Below are 13466 nucleotides of genomic sequence, written 5' to 3'. Positions count from 1 at the left end.
CCGCCTCACGCCAATCCCCCCTCACGCCAGTCTTTGGCGAATGGTTTGCTTGAATGCGTCGAGCAACACCGCTGCCAAAACCAGCAGGCCGTGGATGACCTGGGTGAAGTTGGCGGGCAGGCCCATCAGGTTGATCGCCGTGTTGATGGCAGAGAGCAGGAGCACGCCGGCATAGACGCCCGGCAAGGTGCCGACACCACCCTTCAGGCTGACGCCGCCGATGACGACCGCGGCAAAGGCGTTGAACAGAAGGCCAACGCCCAGATTGGCCGTGGCACCCGAGGTGCGGATCGCCAGCAGCCAGCCGGCGAGCCCTGCTATGGCGCCGGCGAGCACGAAGGCGATGATCAGGTTGCGGTTCACCCGGATGCCGGCGCGGAAGGTCGCGGTTTCATTGCCGCCGATCATCACGAGGTGCCTGCCGAACGGCGTCTTGGCCATGATCAGCGAGAAGACCACGAAACAGGCCACCGCGATCCAAGCGGTAAGCGGCAGGCCGATCAGGCGTTGGATGCCGAACCAGCGGATGGCAGGTGCCAGATCCTGGGCCGAGCGACCGCCCGAAATGACCAGCACCAGACCGCGCACCCAGATGTAGGAAGCGAGCGTGATGATGAAGGCGCTCATCTTGACCTTGACCACAAGATAGCCGTTGAAGGCGCCGATGAGGCCGCCGACGGCCAGCGCCAGCAGCAGCGACACCGGAACCATCAGCCATTCCGGGTGCAATTGGACGCCGAGGCCGATGCCCGAGGAACAAAACAGGATGCCCACCGCCATGGCGCTGAGCGCGGCCACGGATTCGACCGACAGGTCCATGTGACCGGCAATGATGACCAGCGCCAGGCCGATCGACATGACGCCGAGTACGCTCGACGCCTCGATGATGTTGGCGAAGATGCCGAGCTGGAAATAATTCGGGATGAACAGCGAGAAGACGACCAGGACAAGGAGCAGCATGAACCAGACGAGGTTGTCGAGGACGAACTCCAGGGCTTTGCGTGTGCGAGGATTCATATGTCGATCCGGTTGGCGTGCGCAATCAAGGCCGTAGAACATTGCCTGCGTCTCATTCGATACGGACAGGGAAGGGCTCCGGGCCGGGTATGGCCCGGAGCGGTTGGGCCATCTGTCTATTCGACCGGCTTGACCGTATCGGTCGGCGGCTTCTGGTTGCCCCAGAAGGCCGGATTGTCGACATTCTCCTTGGTGATTGCGGCGCCCGGGATCTTGATGTTCGGGCCCCAGGCTTCCTTGGTGACGGTCGACTTCAGGCCAAGCACATCGTATTCGCCGGGCTTGATCTCTTCCTTCTTGACGACCTTGTCCATGAACATGGCGACGGCCGCGGCCTGTGCGTAAAGTGGCTGCTCGACCTCGACGTTGAGCCAGCCCTTGCGGATCAGGTCGAGACCGACCGGCGCGCCGTTCGAACTCATCAGCATGACGTCGCCAGGCTTCTTGCCGGCGGCCTCGAGCGAAGCGACGGCGGCGACCGACAGGTGCGCGGCATGGCTGAATATCAGGTCGATGTCGGGGTTGGCCAGCATCTGGTCGGCAACGATGGTGCCGGCATTGCTGGCCTCCCATTGCATGGCAGGCAGAGAGATGATCTTGACGTCCGGGAACGCCTTCATCTTTTCTTCAAAACCCTTCTGGATGTCGAGCGTGTAGGGATCGCCGGGATCGCCAAGCACCTGCAGGACCTTGCCCTTCACCGAGCCGTTCTTGGCTTTCAGAAGTTTTTCGGCCTGGTCGGCGGCGACGTAGCCGATCTCGACGGTACCCGCGACCGACGTGAAGTCGGACGGCGTCGACGTGATCTGGCGGTCGAACTCGACCACCGGAATGCCGGCGGCGCGCGCTGCCTCGATCGACGGTTTCAGCGCATTGAAATCGACGGCGGCCAGGATGATAGCCGCCGGCTTCAGCGCGATGACGTCGTTCATCTGTGACTGCTGGGCGTCGGTCTTGTTGTCGGCGTTCAGCGTCTTCATGTCGTAGCCGGTCTGTTTCAGGAACAGCTCCAGCGCGCTCACCGAGCCAGTCTGGAACTCGTCGAGCAGTGTCGGCACCATGTAGTAGACAATACCCTTGGACTGCGCGAATGCCGGCGTGAGTGTGGCAAAAGCCAGTGCCAGGATACCGAAGACAGCAAGAAGTATTCGCTTCATGTCGTTGGCTCCCTGTTAAGCCGGACCCCTCTTTGTCCCTCAGCCCGCCGGTCCGGCACCGGCAAGCGTCTCCCCGGTGATCATGTTGATCACCGCGTCGGGACTTGTCTTGTTGCGTGCGACATCGCCCGCCACGACGCCTTGCCGGATCACCACGATCCGGTCGGCGACCTGAAAAGCCTGCTGCATGATATGGGTGATGATGACGACGCCGATGCCCTGGCTCGCCACCTGGCGGATCATGTCGAGGCCGCGCCGCGTCTGCTCGACGCCAAGTGCGGCGAACGGTTCGTCGAGCAGCACCAGCTTGCCGCCCCAGTGCACGAAGCGGTTGAGTTCGATGGCCTGCCGCTGGCCGCCCGAGAGATGCTCGACATTGGTGCGCAGTGAAGGAATGCGGGTACCGGCGCTGGCCAGCGCTTTCCCGACGACGGCTTCCATGGCTCGCTCATCGAGCACGGGAATGCCAAGCAGCTTCCTGGTGATCTCGCGGCCCATGAAGAAATTGGCCACCACGTCGACATTGGTGCAGAGCGACAGGTCCTGGTAGACGGTCTCGATACCCGCCGCCTTGGCTTCCGCCGGCGACCGGGCCAGGAACTCCTTGCCCTCGAACAGCATGCGGCCGGAGGTCGGTTCGAGACCGCCCGCAATGATCTTGACCAGCGTCGACTTGCCGGCGCCATTGTCGCCGAGCAACGCTACCACCTCGCCCTTGCCGATGGAAAAGCTGATCCCCTTCAGCGCTTCGATCGCGCCATAGTTCTTGGTCACGTTGTCGAGCACCAGCAGGGGTTCGCTCATGCTGCAATCTCCCCGGCCGAAAGGATGTCGCGGCCGCGCTCGCGTTCGGCGGCGAACATCTGGCCGAAGCGTGGCGACAACACCCCGGAAACGGCGAGTGCCGCCGCGCCGCGCAGCACCGCATGCTGGCCGCCGCTGGCGACGACGACGCGCGGCGTCTTGCGGTCCGCGCGGGCCGAAACCGAATTGTGCAGCGGTTCGGCCGCGTCTGCCAGGCGTTCGAGCAACTCCGATGCCGCCAGGCCGCCGAGCACGACCGTCTCTGGGTCGAAGAGGTTTTCGATGATGGCGATGGTGTTGCGGAAGATCGGGCCGACCTGCGCCACCCAATCGGCGTCATTGCCGGCCCGGCGGCCCCGCGCTTCAAGCGAGAGGTAGCGCTCGAGGCAGCCTCGGTTGCCGCAGGGGCAAAGCTCGCCTTCGGGGACCATGGGAATATGGCCGATCTCGCCCGCATTGCCCCAGGCGCCGCGCAGAACGCTGCCGTCATGCATCATGGCGCCACCAAGCCCAACGCCGAAATAGAGATAATAATAGTCGGAATGGCGGGCGCCGATGCCATAGAGCCGCTCGCCCATCGCGGCGGCGGCCATGTCGCTCTCGAAGAACGCCGGCAATCCCGTCGCGGCCGTCAGCCGCTCACGCAGCGCCACGTGCTTCCAGCCGGTCATCGTGGTCGGGCCGACAAAGCTCATGGAGTCCACGTCGAACGGGCCGGGAAGGGCCATGCCGATGCCGATGACGCGGCCGCCAGGCCGCTTGCCCGTCAGGCCGCGGACCATGGCGCCAATCTGTTCGAACGCATGATCGGGCGCCGCGTTGGGCGCTTCGCGACGTGAACTCTCGATGACGTCGCCGCTGAGATTGATCAGTGCGGCGTCTATTCCAAGCGGCGTCAGGTGGATGCCGACGGCATAGCCGCCTTCCGGGTTGATGCGCAGCGTCGCCGGTGGCAGGCCACGGCCCTTCGGCTCTTCGCGCACGGACAGGATATAGCCCTGTTCCTCCAGTTCGCGAACGATGGTCGATACGGTCTGGACGGTGAGCCCGACATGCCTGGCGATGTCGCCACGGGCGATCGGACCATGACGGCGGATGGACTCAAGTACGATGCGCCGGTTGTACGGCCGCCCGAACTCCTGATTGGTCCCTCGCAATGCCATGCCTTGCGCCCCTGCCTGACGTGAGGTTCGCATCAAATATTTATTCAGTCAAATGGAATTCAAAAATAACCCGGCACGCGGACCGAGCTGCCGATTCCACGGCTTCTCACCTTCGATATGGATTAGTGATGAGACTAAGAAGCGACGGTTTGCGGTCCTGCCGTTGGCGGATGGCCGTCAGCAGCTTGACGACGTGCGGGAGACTGCTTGGCGAGGGAGAGGCGTGGCTGACCGGTGGTCCCGATTCAGCCCGCAGGCGGGCGATTGCCCTTGCTAAAGATATTGCGCGACTTTCCTGCCGACGGTCAGGAAGCGCAACGGATCGATCGCCTCGCCATTGTGCCGCACTTCATAATGCAGATGCGGGCCGGTCGAGCGGCCGCTGCTGCCGGTCTTGCCGATGACGGCGCCGGCATCCAGTTTCTCGCCGACTGTCACGTCGATTTCGCTCAGATGCCCGTAACGGGTGGCAAAGCCGTTGCCGTGATCGACTTCCACCATGCGGCCATAGCCGCCGTTCCAGCCGGCCTTGGTCACGATGCCGGGCGCGGTGACCTTGGCGGGCATGCCGATGGGCGCCCTGAAGTCCATTCCCGAATGCAGCGCGGCGGTGCCGAGAAGGGGATCGGTACGCACGCCGAACGGGCTGGTGACGGAGTGGCCAGGGGCGGGATTGGCGAGCGGCAGCCGGCGCGCCTCCTTTTTCAGCTGATCGAGCGTGTCCAGCGCCTCGTCCAGTTCCTTGACCTTGCTGTCGAAGATCATCGAGGAGTCGAGCGGGATCAACGGTCCGCCGACATCGCTTTCGTTCTTGCCGAAATCGCTGTCGACCGGCAGTCCGGCCGCCTGCAGCGCCTGCTGGATGGCATCTGCGCTTTTGTAGGCGTTGTCCGCGAGCGTGCTGATGCGGCTGAGCTGATCATTCTCGATGGATTTCAGCGACTGGTTGATCGAGACGAACAGCTTGTCGGCACGATCGGCGGATGAATCGCTGGGCAGCGGATCGGCGCGGGTCGACCACAAGGAGAAGGGCCTCGTGTCGGCGCTGCCGAGGTCGCCGCCCAGGCCGGCGACCGCGTAGGTCTGCGCGGGCTGGTTGATGCTGCCGGTCACCTCGGCGCGCTTGTCCGGCTTGGCGGTCGCGGCCGGATCTTCCGCGGGCACCGTTCCGACGTCGTTCTCGGCACGTTCGAACAGCGGGCCGAGACGGCCATGCCGCTGGCTGAGCTGTGTCTGGCGCTGAAGCAGTTCGCTGACCTTGGTTTCCATCAATTGCTGGTCGAGCAACTGCCTGCTTGTGATGCGGTCTACCTGGGCGCGAAGCGCCGAAATGCGGTCCTCGTAAGCCTGCTGCATCCGCGCCTGGCGCGCGGTGGTGGCGCCGATCAGGTCGTCACGCAGCACAAGATAGGATGTGGCCAGGAGATAGCCAATGGCAATGGCGGCGAGTCCCGAACCGATGAATGCCGCGAGCCAGGGCCGTATCGTGAAGTGCCTGATCTCGTTACCCCGTGCGATGATGACCGTATGGAGTTCCTTGCGCCTGCCGAAGACTGCGGACTGACCGGTTACGTTCACGGGACCAAGCTTTCGTTTACGACACCACGACAGCCTGACTACACATTATTAGGGTTAACAAAGGCTTGCCTTATCCGCTGCGTCGCGCCGAATGCAGGCAGCGCGCGCAAGAGGTTGCATGAAAACCGCCGGGGTACGGCCGCCATGTCGCGAAATCGTTGGTGATGAGCACCAATGCTCCGCCAGCAGTGGCCTGTCGCCCGCAGAGCAAGACTTGGGTTTCTTAACTGTCTTCGATTGCGATTAATTGACGTTTTTCGAGTAAAGGCGTGCTGGTCCTTCGGATTCACCGTGGCGGTAGGGATGCTGAACGATCTGATTGGCAAGATCCTCGACAAGATTTCGGCCACCAGTCTGCTGGCGACCGGGCTTTTGCTGCTGACTGCCCTTGTCAGCGCACTCGTGGCCTATTGGCGCACGGTCGAGGAGAAGAGCTGGAAGGAGTTCTTCGAGTTTGTCATCCCGCATGAGGTCATCACCCATCCCTCGGCGAAGGCCGACCTGCTGTTCTGGGTGACGAAGAAGGCCCTGATGCCTTTCCTGATGCTCCCCGCCGGAATCGTTTTCGTCACGGCGGTGGGCTACGGGACCAACTGGCTGTTTTCGACACTGTTCCAGTTTCAGCCGCCTCTGATCGAGGGGCCGGCAGGGCCGGTGACGGTGCTGATCTTCACCGTCAGCATGCTGCTCGCCTACGACATCTCCTATTATCTCTATCACGTCGCCCAGCATCGCTATCCGCTGCTTTGGGAACTGCACAAGGTGCATCACTCGGCCGAGGTGATGGTCGGGATCACCAAAGACAGGGTTCACCCGCTGGACGAGTTGATGAACCGAGCCTGGGACGGCCTCATCGTGGGGCTGTGCTTCGGCATCTGGTCGCTGATTTCGCTGAACCTTGTCGAACTGACCGTCTTTGGCGTCAACGTCTATGTCATACGTAACATACTGATGATGGATTTCGTCAGGCACACGCATTTCAAGATATCGTTCGGCCCGCTCAACAATTTGATCCTGTGTCCGCATTGGCACCAGTTGCATCACAGCGTCGATCCGCGCCACTACGACAAGAATTTCGGGCTGCTCTTCTCGTTCTGGGATCGGCTCTTCGGGACATTGTGTGTGCCGAGGCCCGACGAGGACTTCAAGTTCGGGCTGGTCGACCGCGATGTGCGTGACTACCAGTCGCTCGCCGGGCTCTACGTCATGCCGTTGAAGCGGATGTGGGGGCATATCGCCAGGCGCATGCGGCCAGGAAAGCCACGGCCAAGAACCGCGCGGTCATCGGAAGGAACACGGTCATGAACGCTCCCGTTGTGCTCGCGATCCCGCGGACACGCACCTTCGAAGTCGTGACGTCGGCGGTGCGCCTGGCCGAGATCGCACCGGCCTGGAGTGCGCTCTGGCAGCGGGCTGGCGGGCTTGTCTTCCAGCATCCGAACTGGATTGCGGCCTGGTGGCGCACAACCCCGCATCAGGAGCGGCGCGCGCTCAGGATCGGGCTTGCCTGGAACGGTGACCGGCTCGATGGCGTGATAGCGCTCGCGACCTTCAGGCGCTCCGGCATCCGCATGCTCGAATGGGCGGCGAAGGATCACAGTGACTATGGCGACGCGCTGGTTGCACCCGACAGCGACCCGCGAGCGATCTCCGGCCTTTGGCAGTATGTTTTTGACCAGGGCGGCTTCGACCTGATCTATCTGAACCGTCTGCTGCCGGATGCCGGTGTTCATGCCCTGTTGGGACCGGCCCATGGCAAGGCGCTTCGGCGCAACCACCGCACTGAAATCAGCTATCGTGTTGCGGGTCCCTGGCAACGTGGGGCGGAATGGTTCGAGACGTTGTCCAAGAAGGGCCGGCAGAACTATCGTCGTGGCCGCAAGTCCATGGAAGAAAGCGGTGCATTGCGTTTCCGGCTCCTGGATGCGGAGGACCCGCGCGAGCCGGTGCTCGAGCGGGTCGCGACGTTGAAGCGCCTCTGGCTCGCCCGGCATGGTCGCGCCTCGGATCTATTCGATAAGGGCTCGCCAGTTCTCTCCGCGCTTATTTCGGTGCTTGCCGACCTCGGGCTGTTGCGCATCTTCGTGCTGAAGCTTGACGACACGATCGTCGCCGTCTCGATCAATTTCGAGCAGCACGGCACGATGATGGCTTTCGTCACCACCTACGATCCCGAATATGAGCGCGGCTCGCCGGGTATGGTACTGATGATTGACTATATCCAGTGGTCGTTCGACCGCGGCCTTGGCACAATTGATTTTCTCTGCGGCGGCGAGGATTTCAAGCGGCGCTTCGCCACGCAATCAGTCACGCTGTCATCGATGATGGGCGCGCGCGGCCTGCGTGGTCATCTCGCCGCTCTGGCCGATCATGTGAGCCATGTTTCGAAATCCTGGAGGACTGGGCGGCAGCCGAAGGCCGAGGCACCTGACGAGTAGCAACCATAATTGTCGATTGCTTTGGTGGGCTTCGGCGACGCTCAAAGCTCGCGAACAGCTTCCAGCACTGCCTCGGCATGGCCCTTGACCCGGACCTTGCGCCAAATCCTGGCGATCCGCCCGTCACGGCCGATCAGGAACGTCGCGCGCTCGACACCCATGTATTTGCGGCCATACATCGATTTCTCGACCCATAGATGGTAGGCCTCGATCACCTTGCGCTCCTCGTCGGCGGCAAGATCGATGGTGAGATCGTATTTCGACTTGAACTTGTCGTGTTTCTTGGCGCTGTCGGGCGACAGGCCAATGACGACGGCGCCGGCCTTCTCGAATTCCGGCTTCAGCTGTGAGAAGCTGATCGCCTCTTGCGTGCAGCTTGTCGTGTCGTCCTGCGGATAGAAATAGAGCACGACCGGCTTGCCGGCGGATGCGGCCAGGCTGAGCGATCCGCCGCCGTCCCGCGGCAGATCGAATTGCGGCGCGGGATCGCCTACTTCCAGGTCAGCCATATCGATGCCCTTGTTTAAGGTTACGCGCGAAGCCACACCGATATAATGTCGAGCGGGGATTCGTCCACGAGCGAGTTTGTACAACGGAAGATTGCGTGGATCAGGACCAACCGCAGCACGAGAAGATCCGGTTCAGGCGGGACGAAATCACCGACCTGGGAGCCTTGCCGTCCGCGTGCCGCGTCCCGCCTCTCGGCCAGGCGGCGATCGGCCGCGGCTTTCGCATCCTTTCGCGCGTGTTTGCCGGCGTGGTCGCATTCATGCTGCTGACCGCGGTCGCCGTCTATCTCATCGGCCTTTCCGGCATCGGGTCGGACAGGCTGCGCGTCGAGGCGGAGAGCGCCATAGAGAGGCTGGCGGGCGTCGACGTCAATGTCGCGGTCGGGCCAGCCCGCATCACTCTCGACAGTTCGAGTTTCGTCGCCCTCCAGGTGAGCGATGTCAGCCTGAAGACATCAGACGGCAAACCGATGGCGGATGCCGGTCGTGTACGCTTTGGCGTGCGTCTCGTGCCGCTGCTATGGGGTGAGGTGCGGTTGACCAGCGCCAGGATCTCCGATGCCCGCATCGTCATGGCGGCGATGCCGTCCGGCGGCGACTGGACCGCGGCGCTGCGCAACGAGAACGGCCTCGTCGATCCGGAAAAACTGTCGGACGCGGTGTTCGGCAACATCCATCGCGCGCTCGACGCCGTGCGGGAGGATTCGATGCGCCGCATCGATCTCAGCAATGTCGAGTTCGTGCTGCCCGACGCCGGATCGATCAGACTGGTCAAGATCGCCGACGCCACCGTCGTTCAGTCGGGGCCGGGCGGCATGGAGTTTACCTCCGAGGCGGATGTCGACGGCAGGACAGTCACCGTTGCCGCCTCCGCCACCCGCGATATCGCCGCGCATCGGGTGATAAGCCTGGATGCCAGCATCAATCTGGCGGATGCCGGTGATACTGCTGCCGGCTCCGGCAGGCTTGGTGCCGTCGCATTGAAGCTGACAGGATCGGAAGGCTCAGGTGCCACCGCATCACGCTTGATGGCCGCCCTTTCGTCCACCGGGTCGGTGCTGGATCTTGGCACGCGCGGGCTGCTGCCGGCGGATGCCGATGTCAATGCGACGCTGGTCCACGGCTCCAACAAGATCCAGGTGGACAGGTTGCTGCTGAAAACTGGCCGGTCTTCATTCGATTTCGGCGGCTCGATCGGGCCAAAACCGGCAACCGGGGTGGCGGGCGAGGAACCCTCCTACCGTTACGACCTGACCAGCGACGGTTCGACCTTGGCGCCATCGGAATCGCCTGAGCCCGCGTTGATCTTCCTGGCGCGGATCGCCGGCGTCTACCAGCCGCAAAGCCGTAAACTGGTGGCCGAGCAGATCGCGGTTCGGTCCGCCGGTTCCGGCGAGGTGCTTGGCACCGCGGCGATGCAATTCGTCGACGGCAAGGCTCCTGGGATCAATCTGGCGCTCAACATCCATGACATGCCGGTCTCGCATGTCAAACAGCTGTGGCCGTGGTTTTCGGCGCGCAATGCGCGGCTCTGGTGTCTGGACAACCTGTTCGGCGGCCGTGTGGTCGACGCCAATCTCCAGTTCCAGGTGGTGCCGGACCGCCTCGGCAATGGCGTGCCGCTTTCAGCCGACGAGGTCTTTGGCCGCTTCCAGATCGAGGGGGCGCGTTTCGACACGGCCGGCCGCATTCCGCCGATACGCGACGCGGTGGGCGTCGTCGGATTCCACGGCAACGACGTCGATATTTCGTTGTCGTCGGGCACCGTCTTCATGCCCAGTGGCCGCGTGGTGGCGGCCAGCAACGGGACACTGGCCGTCAAGGCAGCCAACCGCCCGCCGGTCATCGGCGCTCTCGATATCGACGTTGCCGGCGATGCGTCAGCCGTCGCCGAACTTGCATCCTACGAGCCGATCAATGCCATGCGCCATGTCGGCATTCTGCCCGAGGACCTTTCCGGCGGCGTCACCGGCCATGTCAAAGCGGACATTCCGCTGCAGTCGGGCGTCGACACCGCGAAGCTCGATTGGCTGGTGTCTCTCGACTACACCGGCCTGTCCTTGGCCAAGCCGTTCGAGGGACAGGCCGTGACCGATGCCGATGGCTCGATCACCGTCGACCCGCAAAAGGCTGTCATTTCGGCCAAGGCATCGCTGAATGGCATTCCGGCCGAACTCGATCTCGTCGAGCCGCTGGCGGATGACGGGCCGGCGCGCAGCCGCAAGGTAGCCCTGGTGCTCGACGACAAGATCCGCGCCGCCGCCATGCCCGGCTTGACGCCGCTGCTTGGCGGAACGGTGAAGGTCAAGATCGACAAGAGCGGCAGCGGCAACCAGAATGTCTCGGCCGACCTGACCAATGCCAGGCTGGACATTCCCTGGGCCGGCTGGAGCAAGGGGACGGGGGTTCCCGCCAGCGCCACATTCGTCATGACCAAGTCCGGCGACACCACGACCCTGTCCGACTTTGAACTCGACGGCAAGACGTTCTCCGTCGACGGCAGCATCGTGCTGGTCAACGGCGCCTTGTCTTCGGCCAAGTTCAGCAAGGTCACCTTGAACAGGGGCGACGACGTGGCGGTTTCGGTGAAGCGATCGGGCAAGAGCTATGCGGTCGACATCATTGGCAACGCGCTTGATGCTCGTTCGCTCATCAAGCAGTTCACGTCCGATGTGGACACTGCAACCAAGACGACGGGAACAGACAACATTTCCGTCAGCGCCGATGTCGATCAGCTGACCGGTTTCCACGATGAGCAACTGTCCAACCTGAAGCTCGACTACAGTGCGGCTGGTTCAAGGGTCAACGGACTGAAGGTCAGCGCGACGGCGAGTTCCGGCGCAGCCATCGCCATCAGCAACACCGCCGGCGACGGCAGGCGCTCGCTCAACGTGCAGTCGGCGGACGCCGGCGCCATCCTTCGGTTCCTCAACATCTATGAACACATGGAAGGCGGGTCGATCACGCTGGCGCTGACGGGGGCCAGCGACGGACCGATGAAGGGCAAGGTCGACACCAGCAACTTCTTCATCGTCAACGAACCCAAGCTCGCCTCCATCGTCTCGACCACGCCGGCCGGCGACAGCCGCAGCCTCAACCAGGCGGTGAAGGGCAAGCTCGACACGTCGCGGGTGAAATTCGAACGTGGTTACGCCGAGATCGACAAGGGCAGCGGCTATCTGAGGCTGACCAATGGCGTGCTGCGTGGCCCGCGCATCGGCACGACGTTCCAGGGCATCCTCTACGACCAGAACAACAATATGGACATGACCGGCACCTTCATGCCGGCCTACGGCCTCAACCGCATTTTCGGCGAACTGCCCATCGTCGGCGCGCTTCTGGGCAATGGCCGCGACCGCGGCCTGATCGGCGTCACCTTCCGGCTCAGGGGCAATGCCAACAAGCCGGTGCTCGACGTCAACCCGCTGTCGGTGATCGCGCCGGGGATATTCAGGTCGATCTTCGAATACCGGTGAGGGGTACTCAGGCCGGTCTCACCAGAATGTGTTTTTTCCTGCCCAATGAAAGCTTCACGACATTTTCCGGACTCAAATCCTGAAGCGTGACCAGTCGACGGTCGTCGCTTACCGGCTGGTCGTTCAGGCGCACGGCGCCACCCTGGATGTGCCGCCGTGCCTCGCCATTGGATGAAGCCAACCCCGCGCTGACCAATAGCGACAGGATGCCGACGCCGGTTTCGAGCGCGGCCTTGTCCGTCTCGACGGTCGGCAACGTGTCGGCGAGCGCGCCTTCCTCGAAGGTCTTGCGCGCCGTCTCGCTGGCCTGTTCGGCGGCCGCGCGGCCATGCAGATGAGCGGTGATCTCGGTAGCGAGGATCTTCTTTGCCTCGTTGATCTCGGAACCGCCCAGCCGCTCGAGCTGTGCGACCTCTTCCAAAGGCAGCGTAGTGTAGAGTTTCAGGAACCGGGCAACGTCGGCATCCTCGGTATTGCGCCAGTACTGCCAGAACTCGTAGGGGCTCAGCATCTCCGGATCGAGCCAGACCGCGCCCGATGCCGACTTGCCCATCTTGGCGCCGGACGAGGTGGTGAGCAGCGGCGTCGTCAGTGCGTAGAGTTGCGCATCCTCCATCCGGCGGCCGAGATCGATGCCGTTGATGATGTTGCCCCATTGGTCGGAGCCGCCCATCTGCAGGCGGCAGCCGAGGCGCTTGTAGAGTTCGACGAAATCATAGGCCTGCAGGATCATGTAGTTGAATTCGAGGAACGACAGCGATTGCTCGCGATCAAGCCGCAATTTGACGGAATCGAAAGCAAGCATGCGGTTGACGGAAAAGTGCCGCCCGACATCGCGTAGGAAATTGACGTAGTTGATCTCCATCAGCCAGTCGGCATTGTTGATCATGACCGCGTCGTTCGGACCGCCGCCGAATTTGAGGTAGGGCATGAAGTTGCGGCGGATACCGGCGAGATTGGCGTCGATATCCGCAGGCGTCAAAAGCTTGCGCGCCTCGTCCTTGAAGGAGGGGTCGCCGATCATCGACGTGCCGCCGCCCATCAGCGCGATCGGCCGGTGGCCGGTCTGCTGCAGCCAATGCAGCATCATGATCTGGATCAGCGAGCCGGCATGCAGGCTCTTGGCCGTGGCGTCGAAGCCGATATAGGCCGTCACCGTTTCCTTGGCGAAAATAGTGTCGAGACCGGCATCATCCGAGGTCTGGTGGATGAAACCGCGCTCGCTCATCGTGCGCAGGAAATCGGATTTGAAGGCAGGCATGTTTTCTTTCCCGAAGCGTACGCCACGGTCCGTGGCGGGCATATGTGAACGCGCGCGTTTAGC

The 13466-nt window shown here is 62.8% G+C and carries 10 protein-coding genes; 3 read left to right on the top strand and 7 right to left on the bottom strand.

What is annotated here, in order from left to right:
* Positions 1-21 precede the first annotated feature (21 nt).
* The 5 genes from FJ941_RS14200 to FJ941_RS14180 all read right to left on the bottom strand — a co-directional run bounded on the left by FJ941_RS14200 (position 22) and on the right by FJ941_RS14180 (position 5719).
* Complete coding sequence (locus FJ941_RS14200) at positions 22-1017, bottom strand: ABC transporter permease (protein WP_140506428.1); 996 nt, start codon at positions 1015-1017, stop codon at positions 22-24.
* Between the two features lie 116 nt (positions 1018-1133).
* Positions 1134-2174: a sugar ABC transporter substrate-binding protein gene (locus FJ941_RS14195; protein ID WP_140506426.1), complete on the bottom strand. Its 1041-nt coding sequence runs from the start codon at positions 2172-2174 to the stop codon at positions 1134-1136.
* Between the two features lie 39 nt (positions 2175-2213).
* Positions 2214-2978, bottom strand: coding sequence for an ATP-binding cassette domain-containing protein (locus FJ941_RS14190; RefSeq protein ID WP_140506424.1), 765 nt, complete (start codon positions 2976-2978; stop codon positions 2214-2216).
* Positions 2975-4141: an ROK family transcriptional regulator gene (locus FJ941_RS14185; RefSeq protein WP_140506423.1), complete on the bottom strand. Its 1167-nt coding sequence runs from the start codon at positions 4139-4141 to the stop codon at positions 2975-2977. The genes FJ941_RS14190 and FJ941_RS14185 overlap by 4 nt, the downstream gene beginning before the upstream one ends.
* A 273-nt stretch (positions 4142-4414) precedes the next feature.
* On the bottom strand, positions 4415-5719 hold the full coding sequence (locus FJ941_RS14180) for a M23 family metallopeptidase (protein ID WP_140506421.1): 1305 nt from the start codon (positions 5717-5719) through the stop codon (positions 4415-4417).
* 303 nt (positions 5720-6022) lie between these two features.
* Here FJ941_RS14180 and FJ941_RS14175 point away from each other — a divergent pair, with 303 nt between their 5' ends.
* Together FJ941_RS14175 and FJ941_RS14170 are read left to right on the top strand one after the other, a co-directional pair.
* Complete coding sequence (locus FJ941_RS14175) at positions 6023-7024, top strand: sterol desaturase family protein (RefSeq protein WP_140506419.1); 1002 nt, start codon at positions 6023-6025, stop codon at positions 7022-7024.
* Complete coding sequence (locus FJ941_RS14170; protein WP_140506418.1) at positions 7021-8157, top strand: GNAT family N-acetyltransferase; 1137 nt, start codon at positions 7021-7023, stop codon at positions 8155-8157. The genes FJ941_RS14175 and FJ941_RS14170 overlap by 4 nt, the downstream gene beginning before the upstream one ends.
* Positions 8158-8198: 41 nt before the next feature.
* Here the strand turns inward: FJ941_RS14170 and FJ941_RS14165 are convergent, their stop codons facing one another.
* Positions 8199-8666 (bottom strand): peroxiredoxin, encoded by a 468-nt coding sequence (locus tag FJ941_RS14165; protein WP_140506416.1) that lies wholly within the window; start codon positions 8664-8666, stop codon positions 8199-8201.
* 95 nt (positions 8667-8761) lie between these two features.
* Between FJ941_RS14165 and FJ941_RS14160 the strand changes: the two genes are divergently transcribed.
* Positions 8762-12142, top strand: coding sequence for a DUF3971 domain-containing protein (locus tag FJ941_RS14160; protein WP_140506414.1), 3381 nt, complete (start codon positions 8762-8764; stop codon positions 12140-12142).
* Between the two features lie 7 nt (positions 12143-12149).
* Here FJ941_RS14160 and tyrS read toward each other — a convergent pair whose 3' ends face one another.
* On the bottom strand, positions 12150-13403 hold the full coding sequence (gene tyrS / locus FJ941_RS14155; RefSeq protein ID WP_140506412.1) for a tyrosine--tRNA ligase: 1254 nt from the start codon (positions 13401-13403) through the stop codon (positions 12150-12152).
* Positions 13404-13466: the final 63 nt, after the last annotated feature.

The organism is Mesorhizobium sp. B2-3-13 (assembly GCF_006442195.1).
GTDB classification, from domain to species: Bacteria; Pseudomonadota; Alphaproteobacteria; order Rhizobiales; family Rhizobiaceae; genus Mesorhizobium; species Mesorhizobium salmacidum.
The sequence above is the reverse complement of the archived record's forward strand: the minus strand, read 5'-3'. Positions and strand labels throughout refer to the sequence as shown.

Coding starts and splice junctions, on each gene's coding strand:
- FJ941_RS14200 (WP_140506428.1), bottom strand. CDS start 1,017: ATGAATCCTCGCACACGCAAAGCCCTGGAGTTCGTCCTCGACAACCTC.
- FJ941_RS14185 (WP_140506423.1), bottom strand. CDS start 4,141: ATGGCATTGCGAGGGACCAATCAGGAGTTCGGGCGGCCGTACAACCGG.
- FJ941_RS14165 (WP_140506416.1), bottom strand. CDS start 8,666: ATGGCTGACCTGGAAGTAGGCGATCCCGCGCCGCAATTCGATCTGCCG.
- tyrS (WP_140506412.1), bottom strand. CDS start 13,403: ATGCCTGCCTTCAAATCCGATTTCCTGCGCACGATGAGCGAGCGCGGT.
- FJ941_RS14175 (WP_140506419.1), top strand. CDS start 6,023: ATGCTGAACGATCTGATTGGCAAGATCCTCGACAAGATTTCGGCCACC.
- FJ941_RS14170 (WP_140506418.1), top strand. CDS start 7,021: ATGAACGCTCCCGTTGTGCTCGCGATCCCGCGGACACGCACCTTCGAA.
- FJ941_RS14190 (WP_140506424.1), bottom strand. CDS start 2,978: ATGAGCGAACCCCTGCTGGTGCTCGACAACGTGACCAAGAACTATGGC.
- FJ941_RS14195 (WP_140506426.1), bottom strand. CDS start 2,174: ATGAAGCGAATACTTCTTGCTGTCTTCGGTATCCTGGCACTGGCTTTT.